This window comes from Streptomyces sp. NPDC058257 (genome assembly GCF_042881845.1).
In the GTDB taxonomy this organism is placed as follows: Bacteria; Actinomycetota; Actinomycetes; order Streptomycetales; family Streptomycetaceae; genus Streptomyces.
In genome coordinates this window covers 339551-358471 of record NZ_JBHVXJ010000007.1, presented here as the reverse complement: position 1 = coordinate 358471, position 18921 = coordinate 339551, and the positions used below count along the sequence as shown (strand labels likewise).

The following is an 18921-nucleotide window of genomic DNA, read 5'->3' as shown; positions in this document are numbered from 1 at the left end:
GACCGGAGGCCCATGCCCCACCGGCCCGGAGACTCCGTGGCCACTCCCCGTGCAGAAAGACAGAGGGGCGTATGTCCGCGTCCCTGCGCTGTTCGGAGGCGGACGTCCGGTGATGTGCCGGGCGCTCTCCTCCATGGATGAGGCGAAGGTGACGTACCCGCCGACCGTGTCTCGGCGACGCTTCCCGGTTCATCAGATCCTCGATGCGGTCCATGGCGATCATCAGGAGCCCCATGGCCGGCAAGAGCAAAAGAGCGACAACTAGCATTGGCAGCGTCCTCCTCGCAGCTTCTTTACTCGCCTGCCCCTCGCTGACATGCCCACGACCCCGAATTCATGGAGAGCCTGCAACGCTCTCTTCACATCTATAGCGTGAGCCGACGTGGGCCGCATTTCGTGACGGGGTGACGGAGCGGTGCCCCACCCACTCCCGCCTGGCCACGTCCGCAGGGCTGCTCCTGAGCGGCCTTCACCCATTTGGCTGGCATGGGAGTGACCTTCGCCCCGCGACCGATGACTTTGGTCCCGAGTGAGGGACCCCGCGATGGACATTTGCCTCAGTGGTGTCGGACAGCGGACCGGGAGCCGACACGCACACAAGGGAAAGGAACACACTCGTGGGCATCATCGCCTGGATCCTGATCGGCCTCATCGCGGGCGCCATCGCCAAGGCCCTCACTCCTGGCAAGGACCCGGGAGGCTGCCTGGTGACGATGTTGATCGGCATCGTGGGCGGGCTGCTCGGCGGCTGGCTGGGCAAGCTGATCTTCGGCGTCCACTCGATCAACGGCTTCTTCCACCTGTCCACGTGGATCGCCGCCATCATCGGTTCGGTGATCGTCCTGTTCGTCTATCGCCTGCTCTCCGGGCAGCGGTCCCGCTGACCAGCCCTGACGGCGAGCGAGTGGGCGAGTGCGGCCGATATTCGAATTAGTTCACACGTTCGAATCATTGGGTACACTGGTCATATGGCAACGCACCAGCTCCAGGGATCGCTCTTCGATCAGAGCGACGACGTACGCCTGGGCCGCCTGGACGGGATCCGCAGGACAACCCTCGGGGACGGGGCGTGGATAGACCTCCTGCCGGGCTGGCTCAGCGGCGCCGACGTCCTGTTCGAGCGGCTCACCACGGACGTCCCGTGGAAGGCCGAACGACGGCAGATGTACGAGCGGGTCGTGGACGTGCCACGCCTGCTCGCCTTCTACCGCGCCGGCGAACCACTCCCCCACCCCGTTCTCGACGAGGCTCGGCAGGCACTCTCGGCGCACTACGCCGCCGAGCTCGGCGAGGCGTTCACGACGGCCGGCCTGTGTCACTACCGCGACGGGCGCGACAGCGTGGCCTGGCACGGCGACCGCATCGGCCGGGGCGCCCGCGAGGACACGATGGTCGCCATCCTCTCCGTGGGAGCACCCCGCGACCTCCTGCTGCGCCCACGCCACGGTGGCGAGACCGTCCGACGCCCGCTCGGGCACGGCGACCTGATCGTGATGGGCGGCTCCTGCCAGCGCACCTGGGAGCACGCCGTCCCCAAGTCGGCCCGGACCTCCGGAGGGCGCATCAGCGTCCAGTTCCGGCCGCACGGGGTGCAGTGACCGGTCGTTCCTCCGGCACGACTCGCTGCGGCGCGCGGCAACCCCGGCTCGTGCGCTATAGTTGATCTTGCGCCTGCAGCCGGAACTCCCGGCAGCGGGCCCGGCGTTGGTCGTCCAAGGAAAGACGCCCCGCTTCCTGCGGGGAAATGCAGGTGCAAGGCCTGCCCAGCGCTCGCGACAAGCCCCGGTCTCTCACGAGACCGGGGCTTTTTTTGCATGCTTCATCTCGTGGCCGCCGCTACAGTCTCCCGGACCACTCAAGACTCAAGGTCAATACGAGGAGACGCAAGTGCACCCACTGGCGGTCGAGCAGAACTTCCGGACGCGGGCCGGCCGACTGCAGAGCTGGGGAATCGGGCTGCTTGCCTGCGCCTTGCTGCTCTGGCTCTATGCCGCGTGGCAGTTGTTCACGTCGTACGAGTCCACGTACAACAAAATAGACTGCCCAGCACCCGTCAACTCCGAACCCAGGGACCTCTACTTCGAGGATTCCAATGACGCTTACAACGATGCGGCGCAGTGCGCATCGGACCGGAACTGGCCCCAGCCACTGGCGGCCTTGGTGGTTTCCCTCCCTCTGACAGCGATGGGCAGCGTGCTGTTCACCGCGGGAACGGTGAGCATCCGGCTGCGCCACCACCATGACGAACTGGAGAGGGCTCAGAATTGAGGCGCGCCCCGGCCTTGCTCGGAGGCGGTGTATCGACAGCGCACTGGGGTTCGCCGGCGGGATCTGCCTGTGCGTCTCGGCCCGTGGAAAACCGTCTACGCGCGCGCCTCGATCCGGCTCCGGCTCCGGCTCCGGCTCCGGCTCCGGCTCCGGCCATGATCAGCCGCGTCAACAACCCTGCGGGTCAATACACCCAGGCATGCCCGGCGAGGAGAGGCCTTCACGTCTCGGCGCGGCGGAGCCTACGGTTTGTGGGTTACCCAGAGCAGTTCGGCCGGCCAGCGGTGTGCCCAGTCGGGTGGGTCGGTTTCGTTGTAGCCGTTGGGTGTTCCGAGTTCGGGCCGCGGCTCGATGAGGTCGTCGATGATGAGGCCCGCGCCGCGCAGGACCTTGACCCAGTCGCCGTAGGTGAGCTGATAGCTGGTCGCGCCGTCGCCCTCGGCGATGGTGTTCAGCCCGAAGTAGTCCTGCTGCAGCGTCGTGGTCACGTGGCTGGCGGCTACGTCGTAGCAAGCCTCGAACCATGGGCTGGCGACGTTGAACACCAGGCGCCCGCCTCGGTCCAAGACGCGTGCGGCCTGCGGGACGGCCAGGTGCGGGGGCGCCCAACTGAGCCCACCGAAGTCGCAGAACACCAGGTCGAAGCTGTCGTCGGCGAAGGGGAGTTGTTCGGCGGCGCCTTGCACCAGCGAGTAGCGGGCCGCTCCCATCGCGCGTGCCGCCGCGGCGAGTTGCGCTTCGGACAGGTCGAGCCCGACCACGGTGGCGCCCTCGGCGGCGAGCGCCCTGGACCACTGGCCGGCGCCGCAGCCGAGTTCGAGGACGCGCTTGCCGGTGACGTCACCCAGGGCGTGCAGGTGCGCGTCCGGGATGGAGTACATGCCCCACAGCCGGGGTGTGGCGCCGATCTGCGGATCGTGCTCTTGCTGGTAGGCGCTGCTGATCTGGTTCCAGAGCCGCCGGTTGGCGGGGATGCTTTCCACGTGCCGACTCCAGCACTGCCTGCCGGGGCGGTCAACACCATTACGACACTCATGATCCGCCGGACGAGCCGAAGTACCTGTCCGGCGGAACTTGCGACCGTCTCGGGATTGAACTCCCGGGCCGCGCCTCAACATCGCGGCCGGGCAGCAGGGTCGCGGCTACGGCCGCTTCGCGGTCCAGGCGGTGGCCACCGAGATCCGCCGCCGTGGAGGCACCCGCCGGACAGGCCTCAGGCCCCCAACACCGCGGGCGTCGGGCCGTCGGGGCGCACCGTGATGCTGTACGCGGCCTTGGTCGGGGTGGAGTGGAAGTGCGGGACGTGGGCGGGCAGCAGATGCTCAAGGAGGACGGTCGACTCACGGAGGGCGAACTGGAGCCCCAGGCAGGCCCTGGGGCCGACGCCGAACGGGAAGTAGCTTCCCGGGTGGGTGGGGCGCCGCCCGGGGGTCGTGAAGCGGGCCGGATCGAATCGCCCCGGGGCTTCCCAGAGTTCAGGGTCCCGGTGTGTGAGGTAGGGGCAGACCAGTACGTCGGTGCCGGCCTCGATCTCGTACCCGGCGAGGGTGTCGTCCTCCGCCGCGCTGCGCGGCAGCATCCAGGCGGACGGGTAGAACCGCAGCGTTTCGTGGACGAGTGCTTGGAGAGCCTGCCGCCGCTGGGGCGAGCCGTCCTCTCCGGCGGCGAGAGCCTGCTCCCGCGCCTGCGGGTTGCGGTCCAACAGGAGGTAGAGCCAGGTCAGGGTCGTCGCGGTGGTCTCGTGCCCGGCGACGAGGAGGGTGACGAGCTCGTCGCGGATCAGCCGGTCCGTGTACTCGGGACGCGTTTCGGCCGCGTCGAGCAGGACGTGCAGCAGGCCAGGGCCGTCGGGTCCGGCCTCGGTGTCGCGCGCGGCGGCGATGGCGTGGCTCGCCACCGCGTCGATTCTGGCCAGCTCATCGGCGACCGCCCCTTGGGCCGCGGTGCCGTCGGCGGGCAGGCTGGGCAGCGCGGCCACCACGGCGGGTACAGCGGCCAGTTCGCGCTCGGTCTCGGGGTCGAGGGGATGTCCGGTCAGGGAGCGCCAGATGGTGTCCAGGGCGAAACGACGCATCTCGTCGCCGACGTCGAAGACCTGCCCGGTGCGGGCGTACCCGGCCCAGCGCTCCGCCGTTGTCCGGGCGGCCTCGGCGATCCGCTGTTCGTAGCGCCGCATGCCCGGGCCTGTGAACTGGGACTGCAGCAGACGCCGTTGGCTCTGCCACGCCTCCCCCGTCGCGGCGAGCACTCCGTCACCGATCAGCAGTCGCGCACGGTGTGAACGCTTGACATACCGGCCGGGATTGAGCGCGAGCACGTGCTGCACGGCTTCGGGGGCGGTGATCAGAACGGTCGGGCGTGGGCCGAGCCGGAACGCGGCGACACCGCCGAGCCGTTCGCGTGCCTCCGCGAAGAGGTCGATGAGTTCTCCTCCCCCGGCCTGCCACTGTTCGACGAGCGCGGGATCCAGCTCGGGAACCTGGCGCCCGGGAGGCGAAGGGAAAGAACCGGCGCGGGCGTGGGTGGCCACGGAACTGCTCCTGTTCGGGCTGCTGTACGTCGGCACGGGCGGATGGAGGCGTCACGCACTGTAGGGCAGCGGGAGCGGCACGCGACAGTACACGTCGGGGCCCGCCGGAGGAGCCGGGCGGCGGGCCCGGCCCCTCCGGTCAGTGCACGCCGGTCGGGCGGCCGCGATCGGTCAGACGCGGTCGGCCGCGATCAGGACGTACTGGAAGGAGCCGTCCTTGTAGGAGTTGATGAACGCCTCTTCGATCCCGGTGACCAGGGACGACGTGGCCCGCAGCTCCCAGTAGGGCAGGGTCGCGGGCGTCAGGTCGACGACGGCCTGCGGTACGAGACGGTTGTCGGCCATGGCGCGCAGGTACTCCCGGCGGGAGTGGATGTTGCACTCGAAGTGCGCGTTGATCTGGGAGACCCACTTCGAGGGCTGGCCGTACCGCGGGTTCCAGCAGCCGGTGATGGTCACGTAGCGGCCGCCGACCTCCAGGACCCGGGAGTGCTCGCTGAAGAGGTCGTGCAGGTCGACGTACATGGTCGACTCGTTGTTCCACGAGCCCGCGGCCTGCCCGGTCTCGAAGGGCATGTCGAGCATGTTGCACACCTGGGCCCGGACGTGGTCCTGGATACGGAGTTCCTGGGCACGCTGGTTGGCGAAGTCGGCCTGCTTGGCCGACAGGGTGACGCCCTCGACCTTGCATCCGAATCGCTGGTGCGCCATGACCATCGAACCGCCACGGCCGCAGCCGGCGTCCACGAGCGTGTCGTCACTCCGGAGGGAGCCCATGTGGTTCAGGAGGACTTCGGCCTGCGCCGACTCCAGGCGGTGGAGCTCTGTGATCAGTTTCTTCTCATGCTCGCTGTCGTCGGGGTCGCCCAGGGCGGCGTGATCGACGTCGCCGATGCCGTAATGATGGTGATAGAGCCCGTCGACGTCGCCGAGGCGCAGGTTCACGGGCCTGGCCTCGTTGTTCCAGTAGCGCGCGATGTCGCCCTGATAGGGCGTCGCCGGGGCGGGGACGAACGCGGAGGCGCTGTCGACAGTGGTGAATTCAGTGCTGGTCACAGGTGATTCCGTCCTTACCAGAAATCGGGCAGGCTGTATCGGTAGGTGTTGGTCTGGTGCCAGTAGTGGTTGCCGTCGACCCATACGGCCACGCCCCGCAGGAAGCGCAGCAGGCTCGGGACCGGGCAGGAGGCGGCCAGGGCGGCGGCTTCGGTCTCGAAGTCGCGCATGAGGTCGTTGTGGACCTCGACCGCTTTGAGATAGGCCTCCTGGTCGGAGATGCCCTCCCGATCGGCGATCACCACGGGCAGGTTCAAGTGCCGTCCGGGACTGGCGAGTTCCTTGGTGTACGAGTACAGGTCGTTGACGATGGTGCTGGCGTTCCCGGCGAGCGCGAGGACCTTCTGCGTGGCGGGCTGAGCATGCAGGTCCGTCGGCAGTTCGTAGCCGCCGACGGCGTCGGTGATGCCCGGGCAGGGCCGGAAGTTGTTGAACTGCCGCATCGCCAGGTACTCCCACACCTCGGGCGTGTGGTCCGTCTGGGCCCAGGCCGCCTCCGCGAGGTACCCCAGGTGCAGCCGCGCCATGTCGTGCCGGAAGCGGTCGGCCTGGGAACCGGTGGCCTGCTGGACGAAGTACTCCATCGCGGAGCGGTAGGCGCGCCGCGGCGCGTCCGCGTGGAGCGACTCCGCCCACTGGGGCTGGTACTCCTTCGTCGCGTGCAGCGGGTCGAGCGCGGTGTGCGCCAGAAGCAGACGCCCACCGAGGCCGATCGGCGAACCTCCGTGGTCCTCGCAGTAGCAGTCGTCGACCGCGTTCTCCGCGACCATGAGCCGGGTGGCGACCATCAGATGCTCGATGGTCGGCGCGTCCGGGTGGCAGGCGACCATGTAGCGCCCGACGGAGAAGCCGTCGAACTGGCCCTCCCACTCGTCGGGGAACAGTTCGACCTCGTCGACCGCCCAGTCCTTGATCCGGCGGCTGACCTCCTCCACCCGCGCCGGGTCGGGCTCCGACACCGGGTGGTAGTAGAGCCCCGGGATGTGCAGTGCCTCCGCCGGCGCCTCGACCGCCGCGGGCGGCGACGGCTCCTCACGCCGGCCCGGGTACAGGCTCGCCGTGCCCAGACCGCTGGGACCGCGCAGGACCCGCTCCAGGGCGAGGTCCGGCTCGGTGTCGGGCAGGGGCACGGATTCCGCGGCGGGCAGAGGCAGGGGGACAGAGGGCGGGCCGGGCAGGACGCCGGGGGTGTACGCAGGGACAGGGGCCCCGGGGTCGGCCGCGGCGGCGGGCGGGCTCGCGTGCAGAGGGGAAGACCCAGGATCGGGCATCCGTGGCTCCTTGTCGGGATGGGGTGGCCTTGTCGGAATGGGGTGGCCTCTTCCGGATCCGGGCATGCGCTCCCGGCCCGGGGAGTGTCCGGGCTGGCGTGGCCGTACGACGGATGCTCTAGTCGCGCCTGCGGGCGATCTGCACGTTCTCAAGGACGCCGAGGGCGTTGGGCACCAGGATGGCGGCGGAGTAGTACGTACTGACCAGGTACGAGAGGATCGCCTGCTCGCTGATGCCCATGAAGCGCACCGACAGACCCGGCTCGTACTCCTCCGGGAGGCCGGTCTGGCGCAGACCGATGACGCCCTGGTTGTCCTCGCCGATGCGCATGGCGAGGATCGAGCTGGTCTGCTCCTTGGTGATCGGGATCTTGTTGCAGGGCAGGATCGGGACCCCGCGCCAGGCAGGCACCTGCTGCCCGCCGAGGTCGACGTGATCCGGATAGATCCCGCGGGCGTTGAGCTCACGCCCGATCGCCGCGATCGTCCTGGGGTGAGCGAGGAAGAGCTTCGTGCCGCGGCGGCGGCAGAGCAGTTCGTCGAGGTCGTCCGGGGTCGGCGGGCCCGAGTGCGGCTGGATCCGCTGCTTGAAGTCGGCGTTGTGGAGCAGGCCGAACTCCCGGTTGTTGATCAGCTCGTGCTCCTGGCGCTCGCGCAGCGCCTCGATGGTGAGCCTGAGCTGCTCCTGGGTCTGGTTCATCGGCCCGTTGTAGAGGTCGGTGACCCTCGTGTGGACCCGCAGAACGGTCTGTGCGACGGAGAGTTCGTACTCGCGCGGCTTGAGTTCGTAGTCGACGAAGGCACCCGGCAGTGCGAATTCGCCGACGTGCCCTGCCGACATCGCGATCTCGGCTTCGCCGTGCTTGTTCTGACGTTGCAGGGGAAGCCGGCTGAACTCGTCAAGATGGGCCTGGAGGCTCGGCGCCGTCGACAGGACGGCGGCGAAATCGGTGCGGGAGAGGGTGAGCAGCGTGCCGGCGGTCTCGGCGGTCGCGGTGGCGTCCCATCTGGCGTCGGTGTCCAGAAGGGCGTTCTCGCCGAACAGGTCGCCGTCGGCGAGGACCGCGACTTCGACATCGTCGCCGTACTTGCCGACGGAGTGCTGGTTGATCCGGCCGTGGGCGATCAGGTGGAGCTGACCGGCGGGGGTACCGCGCTCGACAAGCACCTCACCGGCGCGGAAGTCGCGCTGGACGCACCGGTCGGCGATCGCGGTCAGCACCTCCACGTCGTCGAAGCCGCGCAGCAGGGCCAGTTCGCCGAGTTCGCGGGGGATCACCCGGACGTCGACGCCGTCCTGGACGAACTCGACGCGCCCGTCGCCGACGGTGTAACTCAGCCGCCGGTTCACCCGGTAGGCGCCGCCCTTTGTCTCCACCCAGGGGAGCATCCGCAGCAACCAGCGGGAGGTGATCTCCTGCATCTGCGGGGCGGACTTGGTCGTGGTGGCAAGGTTACGGGCAGCCGCGGTGCCCAAGCTGGACTGCCTTGGCGGCTCCAACTGCGCTTCCGGGCTGGTGTCAACGGTCATCGGGCGAGCTCTCCTTCGCGAGGGAGGTATTGGCCACAGGCGCGCCAACCGACGAAACTGGAGGTAGAGGGGTAATCTCTTGGATTTCGTCCAGATCCGTGGACCATTTAACGGTCGTTGCGCCTCGCTCGCCCGATAAGACCGATAGCAGCACTCGATACGGTGATCTTGCTTCTATCGGGGTTTATCCGAACGACCCACGGCGTTCAGGCCAGTGGCCCAGAGGGCCTCCCTCAGGCGCGCGGGAGTGGTGAACAGGTGACCCCGTATGCCGGTCGCCTCAGCGGCGTGAATGTTCTCCTCGCGGTCATCGACGAAGAGGACGCGATCCGGTGCGGCGCTCAGGGCGTCCAGGCACCACTGGTAGGCCCCTGGCTCCGGCTTGGCGTGGCCGATGCGGCAGGAGAAGGCACGGAGGGGGAAGCGCTTGAGCCAGTGGTGGTGCGTTTCGTAGTAAGTGGCCAGTTCCTCGGGGATGTTGGACAGCAGTGCGATGCGACGGCCGGATGCCGCGAGTTCTTCGACCAGAGCCACCATGGTCCCGTCCACGGCGCTCCAACTGGCGACGTCGGCCTCCACGAGTTCCGCGATCCGGCGCTCGTCGAAGCGGACGGCGAGGGTGTCCGCGACCTGGCGCCAGTAGGCAGGGCCGGTCAACTCGCCTCTGTCGTACGGTTGTCGCCGTGCCCAGTAGGCGTCCCAGAACGCCGGTGCGGGGACCTCCGCCGTACGGGCGAGGCGGTCCTTGCCTTCGGTGGACTGGTGGCGCGCGATGACGCCGAACAGGTCGAAGAGCACGACCTGCGGAAGCTCGGGCGAGCCGGACATGGGTTCACACCTTTCGTACGGTGACGCCGGCGGCGGCCAGCGCGTCGGTCTCGTCCCGCGCGGCGGCCTCGTCGGTGACGACGGCGTGCAGAGCGGTGGCGGGAGCGACGAAGGCGAGGGCCGTGCGGGAGAGCTTGGGGGCGTCCGCGACGGCGATGACGCGGCGGGCCGAGGCGATCGCGGCGCGTTTGACCGCGGCGTCGTCCAAGTCGTACGCGGTCAGGCCGTGTGTCGCGTTCAGTCCGCAGCAGCCGATGACCGCGGTGTCGAAGCGCAGGGCCGCCAGTGACGCCTCGGTCAGCGGCCCGGTCAGCGCCAGTTCACCGGGCCGGGGCCGACCGCCCGGGACCAGGAGTGTCAGCTGCGGCGCCCCGGTCAGCGCGTTCACCGCGTGGAGGGACAGCGGCATCACGGTCAGGCGGCGCCGCCCGAGAGCGCGGGCCACTTCCAGACAGGTGGTGCCGCTGTCGACGACGACGGACTCGCCGTCGGCGATCAGGCCCGCGACCTCGACGGCGATGCGCCGCTTGATCTCCAGGCCCTCCTGCGCCCGGAGCGCGAAGGGCGGCTCCTCGCCCCGCAGCAGCAGGCTCCTCGCTCCGCCGCGATAGCGCTCCAGTACGCCTTGGTCCGCGAGGGTCTCCAGATCGCGACGGATGGTCATCTCCGAAGCGCCGGTCAGTTCCGCGAGGTCCGCGACCCCCATCCGGCCCGCCTCACGCACGGCATCGCTGATCTGCCTCAGTCGGTCTGTGCTCACCATACCCGCAATAGAACATCATTGATGTTCGCCACGCAAACTTCCGAACACTCATCATGTTCGTTATGTTCGTCGGCATGGAAAGATCGCTGCTTTCGGGCCGACTGGCCACCTTCGCCTACTTCACCCTCAACGGCTTCCTGATGGGGATGTGGATCGTCCACATCCCGGCCGTCGAGCATCGCGTCGGCATCAGCCACGCCGTTCTCGGCTGGCTCCTGCTGCTGCTCGGCGCGGGAGCGTTCGCCGGCATGCAGCTCGTCGGCCCGCTCACCGACCGCTTCGGCGCCCGCACCGTCGTCCCCGTCAGCGCGGCGCTGTGCAGTGCGGCGGTGGTCCTGCCGGGGCTCGCCACCAGTGCCTGGGCGCTGGGGGCGGCGCTGCTGGTGCTCGGCTTCGGCAACGGCTGCCTGGACGTCAGCATGAACGCGCATGCCGTCCAGGTCGAGCGCGGCTACGGGCGGCCCGTCATGTCCGCCTTCCACGCCACCTTCTCCATCGGCGGTGTCCTCGCCGCGCTTGTGGGCGCACGCACCCTCAGCTGGGAGATAAGCCCGGCGGTGACCCTGGGCGCCGTCGCCCTCTTCGGTCTGGCGGTCGCCGCCCTGGCCGCCCCCGCACTGCTCACGCCCCCGGCGGCGACCCCCGGGCTCGGCGTCACCACCGAGGCGGTGACCGGGCGCACGACGCCGCGGCGCATCTGGATACTGGCCGCGCTCGCCCTGATGCTCATGCTCTGCGAAGGCGTCGCCAACGACTGGAGCGTGCTCCACCTGCGGGACACCCTGGACGCGCCGGCCGCGACCGCCGCGCTCGCCTACGGCGCCTTCGCCACGGCCATGACCGTCGGCCGTCTGCTCGCCGACCGGGTGGCAGCGCGCTATGGCCCGGTGGCCGTACTCCGCCACGGCGCGTCGACAGCGGCCTACGGTATGGCCGTGGCCGCACTGTCCCCCTGGACGCCGCTGGCCCTGATCGGCTGGACGGTGTTCGGGATCGGGCTCTCCGGCTGTATCCCGCAGCTCTTCAGTGCCGCGGGCCACGCCGATCAGGACGCCGCCGGAGCCAACGTCTCCAGGGTCGCCGGCCTGGGGTACCTCGGCATGCTCGCCGGGCCCGCCGTCATCGGACCGCTCACGCACGTCGTCCCGCTCAACCTCACGTTCTTCCTGCCCGTGGCGTTCTGCGTGCTGGCCGCCTGCACCGCCGGGATCCTGCGTACCCCGCCCGCCCCGGCCACAGCCGTGAGCGAGCGGGGAGCGGGAGGTCAGGAGAGGTAGGCCTCCACTTCGCTGAACTGTGCGGCGGGCCAGCCGGTGTTGGCCGTTACGCGCAGCCGCAGATGGCGAACACTGGGTGCGGAGGCGGGCAGCGTGACGGTCGCCTTGTTGCCGCTCGCCGGGTCGAAGCGGTAGTCCTTCGCGTCGGCCAGCGTGCTGTAGGTGGTGCCGTCGGCGCTGCCCTGGACGGACAGGGTCTGGGTCCTGGCCCCCCAGGCCGCGGACGGCGGCAGCTTCAGGACGAGTCGGCGTACCGCTTCGGACTTGCCGAGGTCGACGGTGATCGACTGGGGGAAGGCGTTGTTGGTGGATTCCCAGTACGTTCCCGCGTCACCGTCGACCGCCTTGGCGGGGGTGTAGACGTCGGCGGATCCGGTCGCGGTGGCCGGGCGGCCCTTGGCGAGGTTGCGGTCCGGGTCGGGGTCGGGGTTGCCTGCACCGGGCTTGGGCCAGGCCGAGCAGTCGTCCCAGGTGCTGTCCCAGCCGGAGTTGCCGCCGCCGTCGGTCAGGCCGAAGGTGCCGGAACCGGTCGGGTAGGGGCAGTTGTAGATGCCGGCCGCGCCGACACCCGTGGCCTTCACGTTCGACATCCTCACCGCGCCGGGCGTCTCGGCCTGGACCACGACCGTGCCCACCTTGTCGACGGTCGTGCCACTGATGTTCACGTTCTTCACGGCCTTGCCGGTGCCGCCGCCCGAGACGAACTCGTACGCGCTCCAGGGGCTGTCGGTGATCGTCGTGTCGGTGATGTTCACCGTGGCCTCGATGGCACTGTCGTACGCGTCCACGCGCAACGCGCCCATCGGGTGCTGCCAGTTGGGGTTCATGGCCCCGGTACGGACGAGGCTGTTGCCGGCGACCGTGATGGTGCCCGCCAGCGGGAAGAACGGGTCCAGGAATTTCTGGTTGGAGATGGCTATGCCACTGCCAAGGGCGTTGGTGTCGAGGATCAGATTGTCCTTGACAGTGATGTCGCGCCCGCCGTAGATGGCGATGCCGTTGGCGAGGTTGGGCTGCGAGATGGTGTTGCCCGCGAAGGTCGAGTCGCTGTTGGTGGTGTTGAGAGCCCACATCGCCAGGGCGTCGTCACCGGTGTTGCGCAGGAAGTTGTCGCGTACGCTGACGCCCTTGGCCGTGCCGTTGAGGTTGAGGCCGTCGGCCGTCATGTCGAGGATGCGGTTCTTCTCCACGACCAGGTTGTCGTTGTTGCCCGTCAGCCAGAAGCCGACCTTGAGGTGCTGCAGCCACATTCCGGAGACGGCGGAGTTCGGGCCCAGCGATCCGTTGACGAAGTTGTCCGGGCTGCTGTCGACCCGCTCGGTGACCTCGCCGATCACCGCGAAGTCATGCAGTCCCACCTTGCCGGTGGGTGCGCCCGACTGGTCGATGAAGCGTGAACTGCGCACGATCGAGTGCCAGTTGCCCGCACCGCGGATCGTCACGTTGTCGACGTTGTTGAGTGACTGGGTGAGCTTGTACTCGCCCGGCGGGATCCATACCGTGCCCCCCTTGGCCGCCGCGATGGCCTCGCGGAAGGCCTGGGTGGAGTCGCCCTGACCGGTGGGATCGGCGCCCTTGTCGGTGACCGAGAGCGCGCCCGAGGGCTTCGCCGCGGCTCCCGCGACCTGTTCGAAGTCGGCGACGTCGACGGTGACCTGGGTGGAGGAGGCCTCCAGCTTCACCTTGTCACCTGACTTCAGGTTCTGGCCGAGTTGCAGCCGTGCGTTGTCGAAGAGGTGGTGGGTCTTGGCGCCCGCGATCCAGGGGGTGTCGACGTAGCTGTACTTCGATGTGACGGCCAGCGTCTTGGAGATCTTCTGTCCGTTGACGTACACGGCCATCGAGCCCGACTGGCCGTCTGGGACGTTGTAGGCGACGTTGAGCGCGTTCGCGGCCTTGGAGAGCGTGAACTCGACGCTCTGCCCGGCCGCGAGACGCACCGCCTGACGGCCCGACGCCTCCGAGGCGACCGTGCCCTGGGTGTAGTCGGGGCCGATCTTGGTGCCGTTCGTGGTCGCGCTCTCCGCCTCGACGGAGGTGAAGGGCAGCGTGGCGCCCGCAGCCGCCTTGGCCGCCCCGGCCGCCTGTGCGCCGGTGGCTGTGACGCCGGTGACGAGGGTGCCGACGAGGCCTGCGGTGGCCACGGCGGCGTACCACTTGCGGATGGGTCTTGGTGTGCTACTTGGCGTGCTCCTGCCAGATCTGTACATGGAGTGGTGCACCTTCCTTGTGAGTGGGGAGGTCAGTGCTCGATCTTGGGTGAGGTGTGTGTGTGGGGGGGGAGCGGTGGCGCCGCGGTGCGGAGCGTCAGACGCGCAACCAGGCCGCCGTGTCCTGCGGCAGACGACCCTCGTCGTCCAAAGGGCCACTGGCCAGCAGGATGCGTGTGTGGGCGGGGAGTTCGTAGGGAGCGGGGGCGAGGTTGACGACGCAGGCCAGGCCCGGCTCACGCAGCAGGGCGAGGACGCCGTCCGGGGCCGGCAGCCAGGTCAGCGGGCCGTCGCCGAAACCGGGTTCGACCCGGCGCAGGCGCAGTGCGGCGCGGTAGAGGACGAGCATGGAGTGGGGATCGGCGGACTGGAGATCGGCGGCGTACGACGGCCAGCCCTCCGGCTGTGGCAGCCAGGGGCCGGTCATCGATCCGAAGCCCGCGTGCGGTTCGGTGGCCGTCCAGGGCAGGGGGACCCGGCAGCCGTCGCGGCCCGGGTCGGTGCCGCCGGAGCGGAAGTGCATGGGGTCCTGGATGCGGTCCAGGGGGATGTCGGCCTCGGGCAGGCCCAGCTCGTCGCCCTGGTATATGTAGACCGCGCCGGGCAGGGCGAGGGCCAGGAGGGCGGCGGCGCGGGCACGGCGGGTGCCGAGCGTCAGGTCGGTGGGGGTGCCGAACCTCTTCGTGGTGAAGTCGAAGCCGGTGTCGTCACGGCCGTAGCGGGTGACCGTGCGGGTCACGTCGTGGTTGCACAGTACCCAGGTGGCGGGGGCGCCGACCGGGGCGTGCTCGGCGAGGGTGGCCTCGATGGACGTGCGCAGCCGCTGTGGGTCCCAAGGACAGGAGAGGAACGAGAAGTTGAAGGCGGTGTGCATTTCGTCGGGGCGCAGATAGCGGGCGAAGCGCTCGGCGTCGGGGAGCCAGACCTCGCCGACGAAGACGCCCGCGTACTCGTCGGCGACGGCGCGCCAGGAGCGGTAGATGTCGTGGAGTTCATCGCGGTCGATGAACGGGTGCGGATCGATTCCCTCGATGAAGTCGGGCAGGGCGGGGTCCTTGGCGGGCAGGGCCGCGGAGTCGATCCGTACGCCTGACACTCCCCTCTCGAACCAGAACCGCAGGACGTCCTCGTGCTCCTGGCGGACAGCGGGGTGGGTCCAGTTGAGGTCGGGCTGCTCCGGTGCGAAGAGGTGGAGGTACCACTCGCCGTCCTCGACACGGGTCCAGGTCGAAGCGGTGGCCGAGAACTGCGACGGCCAGTCGTTGGGCGGGAGTTCACCGTGTGCGCCGCGGCCGGGGCGGAAGTGGAAGAGGTCGCGTTCGGGAGAGCCGGGACCTGCGGCCAGGGCGGCCTTGAACCAGGCATGCTGGTCGGATACGTGGTTGGGGACGATGTCGACGATGGTGCGGATACCGAGCGCGCGGGCCTCCGCGATCAGCTTCTCGGCCTCGGCGACGGTGCCGAACGCGGGGTCGATCACGCGGTAGTCGGTGACGTCGTAACCGCCGTCGACCATGGGTGAGAGGTACCAGGGGCTGAACCACAGTGCGTCGACGCCGAGTTCGGCGAGGTAGGGCAGCTTGGCCCGGACGCCGGCGAGGTCGCCGGTGCCGTCACCGTCACCGTCCGCGAAGCTGCGTACGTACACCTGGTAGATGGCGGCCGAGCGCCACCAGGAGGCATCGGTCGGGGAGGTGTCTGCCACGTGAGGTTCCTTTCGGGCAGGTGGGACCCCGTCGCCGCGGCCGTCGGCCGGTGGCGGGGTGCGCGGGGTGGGCCCGAGGGTCAGCCCTTGAGGCTGCCGGCGGTCAGGCCGCTCATGATGTTGCGCTGGAAGATCAGGAAGATGATCAGGGTCGGCAGCGAGGCGATGGCGAGGGCGGCCAGGAGCCAGTTCTCGGAGACGCTGGCGGCCAGGGAGTAGATGCCGACGTTGACGGTCTGCTTGCCGGGGTCGGGCAGGGTGAGCATCGGCCAGAGGAAGTCCTTCCAGACCGCGACCACCGCGAAGATCGACACGACACCGAGGATCGGCCTGGAGAGCGGCAGGACCACGGAGCGCAGGGTGCGCAGGGACGAGGCGCCGTCGATGGCTGCGGCGTCCAGGAGCTCACGCGGGATGGAGTCGAAGAACCGCTTGAGCAGGAAGATGTTGAAGGCGTTGGTGACCGAGGGGAGCCAGATCGCCCAGGGCGAGTTGATGAGGTTGCGCTCCACGATCGGCACGTCCAGGACGGTCAGGTACTGCGGTACGACCAGGACCGTGGCCGGGATCATGAGGGTGAGCAGCATCATCCCGAGGATCGCCTTGCCGAACATGGGCCGCAGCTTGGAGAGCGAGTAGGCCGCCGCCACGTCGAAGACCAGTTGGAAGGCGAGCGCGCCGAACGCGTAGTAGAGGGTGTTGAAAAGGAGTTGGGCCAGGTCCATCACGCCCCAGGCGTCCGCGTAGTTCTGCGGATGGATGGAGTCGGGGACCAGGGTCGGTGGTGTCTGGGCGAATTCCTGCGGCGACTTGAGGCCGCTGACGACCATCCAGTACAGCGGGCCGATGAAGACCAGAGTGAAGACGATCGTCACCACGGTGAAGGCGGTCCAGTACAGGACCTTGCCGCGAGGGCGGGCCAGCTGGGCCGGGGAGATCAGGGTGCGTGTGCTCATGTCCGTCGTCTCCCCCGGCTAGTCTTCGCTGCCTGCACGGCTCAGTCGCGTGTACGCCGCCGAGAATCCGGCGAGCAGGACGAGCAGGATCAGGCCGAGGGCCGCCGCGCTGCCGTAGTTGTTGAAGGTGAAGGCGTACTGGTAGATGAGGTGGACGACGGTCAGGGTCGCGCCCTCGGGGCCCGCGCCGCCGGTGAGCAGGAACGGCTCCACGAACACCTGCATGGTCGCGATGATCTGCAGGAGCAGCATCAGCGAGAGGATCAGCCGGGTCTGCGGAATGGTGACATGCCAGATCCTGCGGAGAACGCCCGCGCCGTCCAGCTCGGCCGCCTCGTACAGCTCGCCGGGTATGGACTGCAGCGCCGCCAGGTAGATCAGCGTCGCACCGCCCATGTTCATCCAGGTGGCGGCGATGACCACGGAGATCATCGCGGTGTCGGTGTCCTGCAACCAGGCCTGCCCGGGCAGGCCCACGGCTTCCAGGATGCGGTTGAACAGGCCGTATCCGGGATCGTAGAAGTACTTGAAGAGCAGGACGGACGCCACGGGCGGCAGCATCACGGGGAGATAGACGAGCAGCCTCAAGTATCCGCGGCCGTGCCGGAACTCATTGAGTACGAGCGCGATGGCGAAGGGGACGGCGAAGCCGAGGACCAGCGCGAGCCCGGTGAACAGCAGGGTGTTGCGCCACGCCTGCCAGAAGGCCGGGTCGTTGAAGATGTACGTGAGGTTGGACCAGCCGGCCCAGACCGTCTCGCCGTTCTCGGTCTTCTGGAAGGCCAGGACGAATTCCCTGACCATCGGATACCAGGAGAAGATCGCGAAGCACAGGAGGGCGCCGATCAGGAAGCCGTGGGCGGTGAGGTTGCGCTTCAACGCCTGGCGGAACGCGGCGCGTTCGGGTCGGGCGGCCCGGCTGCCCGTCTGCGGGGACGGCCGGGCCTTGTTCTTGGAGAGGGTGGGTGCGGACATCACTGGTTGGCCAGAACCTGGTTGACCTGCTGCTCGGCGGTCTTCAGGAGCTTGTCCGCGTCGGCGTTCTCGTTCGTGAGGACGGCCGACATCAGGGTGTCGAGGACCTTGTAGACCTCCTGCGCCTTGGGCGGCTCGGCCTTGCCGGTGACCGGCTTGTCGGTGAAGGCCTGGAAGTTCTCGACGGGCATGGTCGAGCTTGCCGCGCGGGCCTTGTCGTCCGTGGTCTTGCTGTCACCGGTCCAGAAGTTCGGCTGCGGCAGACCGACGGGCAGTCCGTCCGCCTTGGTGCGGGCCCAGTCGAACTGGCCCTTGCCGGGCTGGAGGAACTTGAAGTTGATCCAGGCGATCGCGGCCTTGATCTGGTCGGGCGAACTGCCCTTCTTGATCATGTAGTCGTTGCCACCGAAGAGGGTGGCCTTCTGGCCGGGGATCGGGCCCATACCGAAGTCGTCGTACTTCGCGCCGAGGTTCTGCACCATGTACGTGATGTCGTCGGGCGCGGCGAGGAACATGCCCAGCTTGTCGGCGGCCATCTGCTTCTGCAGGTCGCCCCACTTCAGGAGCTGGGTCTTGCCCATGCTGTTGTCGTCCCAGCGCATGGCCTTGAGGTTGTCGACGACCTGCTTGCCGGTGTCGTTGTTGAAGGCGGCCTTCTTGCCGTCCTTGCTCACGATGTCGCCGCCGAGGCCGTAGGTGGTGGCGGTGAAGTGCCAGCCGCCGTTGTTGCCGGCGCTGTACTCGCCGAAGCCCGAGACGCCGTCGCCGAGGGCGGCGATCTTCTTGGCGGCCGTGCGGACCTCGGCCCAGGTGGTCGGGGGCGAGTTGGGGTCGAGCCCGGCCTTCTTGAAGAGCTTGCGGTTGACGAGCAGGCCCATCGTGTAGTTGCTGTAGGGCAGGCCGTAGAGCTTGTCGTCCTTCTTCAGGACGTTGAGGACGTTCGGGTCCATGTCCCCGAGGGCCGGGACGGACTTGTCGTTGACGTAGGCGCTGATGTCCTGCGCTCCGTCGTTGTCCAGGACCTGCTGCAGATCGGTGAAGTAGGTGTAGAAGACGTCCGGTTGGGACTTCGCCTTCAGCATCGCCGTGAAGCGGGGAGGCTCCAGGCAGGGGTCGGTCTGCTTCCCCTTGATCGTGACGTTCGGGTACTTCTTGTTGAACGCCGCGACGTCCTCCTTCCACTGCTTGAGCTCGGCCTTCTCGGCGGCCGGCGGCATACAGTCGATGGTGAGCGTCACCTTGGTCTTCGCGTCAAGGGGGGCGGCGGCGTTGGCCGCGTTGCCGCTGTCGCCCCCGTCGGAATCGCCGTTGTCGCTGCTGCTGGTGCCGCAGGCCGCGAGGGCGGTGAGGGCAAGGGCGGAAGCGACGGCGACCGTGGCCGTACGACGGTGGGCGCGGATCGTGGTGTGCCCGACCGCACCGCTCGGTATGCGGCTCGGCACGGCGCTTCGCGTGCGGCGGCGTATACGTCGGAAGTACGTCATTCCGGAGCTGCTCATCGGTGGACCCCTTTGGACAGCGCCGCCTGCCCATGGGAGCAGGACGGCATGG

At 68.7% G+C, this 18921-nt stretch carries 16 protein-coding genes and 1 pseudogene; 5 read left to right on the top strand and 12 right to left on the bottom strand.

Features of this window, described 5'->3' with window-relative positions; all coding sequences use genetic code 11:
• The first annotated feature begins 617 nt into the window (after positions 1-617).
• The 3 genes from ACFVXC_RS20285 to ACFVXC_RS20275 all read left to right on the top strand — a co-directional run bounded on the left by ACFVXC_RS20285 (position 618) and on the right by ACFVXC_RS20275 (position 2268).
• Positions 618-884 (top strand): GlsB/YeaQ/YmgE family stress response membrane protein, encoded by a 267-nt coding sequence (locus ACFVXC_RS20285; RefSeq protein WP_389906905.1) that lies wholly within the window; start codon positions 618-620, stop codon positions 882-884.
• Between the two features lie 84 nt (positions 885-968).
• Complete coding sequence (locus ACFVXC_RS20280; RefSeq protein ID WP_389906904.1) at positions 969-1598, top strand: alpha-ketoglutarate-dependent dioxygenase AlkB; 630 nt, start codon at positions 969-971, stop codon at positions 1596-1598.
• A gap of 289 nt (positions 1599-1887) precedes the next feature.
• Positions 1888-2268, top strand: a complete 381-nt coding sequence (locus ACFVXC_RS20275; RefSeq protein WP_389906902.1) for a hypothetical protein — start codon at positions 1888-1890, stop codon at positions 2266-2268.
• A 242-nt stretch (positions 2269-2510) separates the two neighbouring features.
• Here the strand turns inward: ACFVXC_RS20275 and ACFVXC_RS20270 are convergent, their stop codons facing one another.
• Positions 2511-3251: a class I SAM-dependent methyltransferase gene (locus ACFVXC_RS20270; protein ID WP_389906900.1), complete on the bottom strand. Its 741-nt coding sequence runs from the start codon at positions 3249-3251 to the stop codon at positions 2511-2513.
• A gap of 124 nt (positions 3252-3375) precedes the next feature.
• Here ACFVXC_RS20270 and ACFVXC_RS20265 point away from each other — a divergent pair.
• Positions 3376-3471: pseudogene (locus ACFVXC_RS20265) on the top strand (GNAT family N-acetyltransferase); the annotation flags it as partial.
• 10 nt (positions 3472-3481) lie between these two features.
• On the opposite strand, the gene ACFVXC_RS20260 reads toward ACFVXC_RS20265, so the two are convergent.
• From ACFVXC_RS20260 to ACFVXC_RS20235, 6 genes are all read right to left on the bottom strand, one after another.
• Complete coding sequence (locus ACFVXC_RS20260) at positions 3482-4798, bottom strand: cytochrome P450 (RefSeq protein WP_389906898.1); 1317 nt, start codon at positions 4796-4798, stop codon at positions 3482-3484.
• Between the two features lie 171 nt (positions 4799-4969).
• Positions 4970-5854 (bottom strand): geranyl diphosphate 2-C-methyltransferase, encoded by an 885-nt coding sequence (locus ACFVXC_RS20255; protein WP_389906896.1) that lies wholly within the window; start codon positions 5852-5854, stop codon positions 4970-4972.
• 14 nt (positions 5855-5868) lie between these two features.
• Positions 5869-7191, bottom strand: a complete 1323-nt coding sequence (locus tag ACFVXC_RS20250; RefSeq protein WP_389906895.1) for a family 2 encapsulin nanocompartment cargo protein terpene cyclase — start codon at positions 7189-7191, stop codon at positions 5869-5871.
• 52 nt (positions 7192-7243) lie between these two features.
• Complete coding sequence (locus ACFVXC_RS20245) at positions 7244-8656, bottom strand: family 2B encapsulin nanocompartment shell protein (protein ID WP_389906893.1); 1413 nt, start codon at positions 8654-8656, stop codon at positions 7244-7246.
• 174 nt (positions 8657-8830) lie between these two features.
• Entirely contained in the window at positions 8831-9484 is a 654-nt protein-coding gene (locus ACFVXC_RS20240; RefSeq protein WP_389906891.1) for an HAD family hydrolase, read from the bottom strand.
• 4 nt (positions 9485-9488) lie between these two features.
• The gene (locus tag ACFVXC_RS20235) at positions 9489-10247 is read right to left on the bottom strand and encodes a DeoR/GlpR family DNA-binding transcription regulator (RefSeq protein WP_389906889.1); all 759 of its coding nucleotides are present in this window, start codon (positions 10245-10247) and stop codon (positions 9489-9491) included.
• Between the two features lie 74 nt (positions 10248-10321).
• Between ACFVXC_RS20235 and ACFVXC_RS20230 the strand changes: the two genes are divergently transcribed.
• Positions 10322-11524: an MFS transporter gene (locus tag ACFVXC_RS20230; protein WP_389906887.1), complete on the top strand. Its 1203-nt coding sequence runs from the start codon at positions 10322-10324 to the stop codon at positions 11522-11524.
• Here ACFVXC_RS20230 and ACFVXC_RS20225 read toward each other — a convergent pair.
• From ACFVXC_RS20225 to ACFVXC_RS20205, 5 genes are all read right to left on the bottom strand, one after another.
• Positions 11512-13734: a discoidin domain-containing protein gene (locus ACFVXC_RS20225; RefSeq protein WP_389906885.1), complete on the bottom strand. Its 2223-nt coding sequence runs from the start codon at positions 13732-13734 to the stop codon at positions 11512-11514. The genes ACFVXC_RS20230 and ACFVXC_RS20225 overlap by 13 nt on opposite strands.
• A 97-nt stretch (positions 13735-13831) precedes the next feature.
• Positions 13832-15439 carry a glycoside hydrolase family 13 protein gene (locus ACFVXC_RS20220; protein WP_389906883.1) on the bottom strand — a complete coding sequence of 536 codons (1608 nt, stop codon included), beginning with the start codon at positions 15437-15439 and terminating at the stop codon, positions 13832-13834.
• Between the two features lie 80 nt (positions 15440-15519).
• Positions 15520-16395 carry a carbohydrate ABC transporter permease gene (locus ACFVXC_RS20215; protein ID WP_389906881.1) on the bottom strand — a complete coding sequence of 292 codons (876 nt, stop codon included), beginning with the start codon at positions 16393-16395 and terminating at the stop codon, positions 15520-15522.
• An 18-nt stretch (positions 16396-16413) separates the two neighbouring features.
• Positions 16414-17370, bottom strand: a complete 957-nt coding sequence (locus tag ACFVXC_RS20210; RefSeq protein WP_389906879.1) for a carbohydrate ABC transporter permease — start codon at positions 17368-17370, stop codon at positions 16414-16416.
• Complete coding sequence (locus ACFVXC_RS20205; RefSeq protein WP_389906877.1) at positions 17370-18869, bottom strand: extracellular solute-binding protein; 1500 nt, start codon at positions 18867-18869, stop codon at positions 17370-17372. The genes ACFVXC_RS20210 and ACFVXC_RS20205 overlap by 1 nt, the downstream gene beginning before the upstream one ends.
• Positions 18870-18921: the final 52 nt, after the last annotated feature.

Excerpts from the sequence above, each read along its gene's own strand:
- ACFVXC_RS20280 (WP_389906904.1), top strand. The coding sequence starts at position 969 with ATGGCAACGCACCAGCTCCAGGGATCGCTCTTCGATCAGAGCGACGAC.
- ACFVXC_RS20250 (WP_389906895.1), bottom strand. The coding sequence starts at position 7,191 with ATGCCCGGATCCGGAAGAGGCCACCCCATTCCGACAAGGCCACCCCAT.
- ACFVXC_RS20245 (WP_389906893.1), bottom strand. The coding sequence starts at position 8,656 with ATGACCGTTGACACCAGCCCGGAAGCGCAGTTGGAGCCGCCAAGGCAG.
- ACFVXC_RS20240 (WP_389906891.1), bottom strand. The coding sequence starts at position 9,484 with ATGTCCGGCTCGCCCGAGCTTCCGCAGGTCGTGCTCTTCGACCTGTTC.
- ACFVXC_RS20235 (WP_389906889.1), bottom strand. The coding sequence starts at position 10,247 with ATGGTGAGCACAGACCGACTGAGGCAGATCAGCGATGCCGTGCGTGAG.
- ACFVXC_RS20230 (WP_389906887.1), top strand. The coding sequence starts at position 10,322 with ATGGAAAGATCGCTGCTTTCGGGCCGACTGGCCACCTTCGCCTACTTC.
- ACFVXC_RS20225 (WP_389906885.1), bottom strand. The coding sequence starts at position 13,734 with ATGTACAGATCTGGCAGGAGCACGCCAAGTAGCACACCAAGACCCATC.
- ACFVXC_RS20215 (WP_389906881.1), bottom strand. The coding sequence starts at position 16,395 with ATGAGCACACGCACCCTGATCTCCCCGGCCCAGCTGGCCCGCCCTCGC.
- ACFVXC_RS20210 (WP_389906879.1), bottom strand. The coding sequence starts at position 17,370 with ATGTCCGCACCCACCCTCTCCAAGAACAAGGCCCGGCCGTCCCCGCAG.
- ACFVXC_RS20205 (WP_389906877.1), bottom strand. The coding sequence starts at position 18,869 with ATGAGCAGCTCCGGAATGACGTACTTCCGACGTATACGCCGCCGCACG.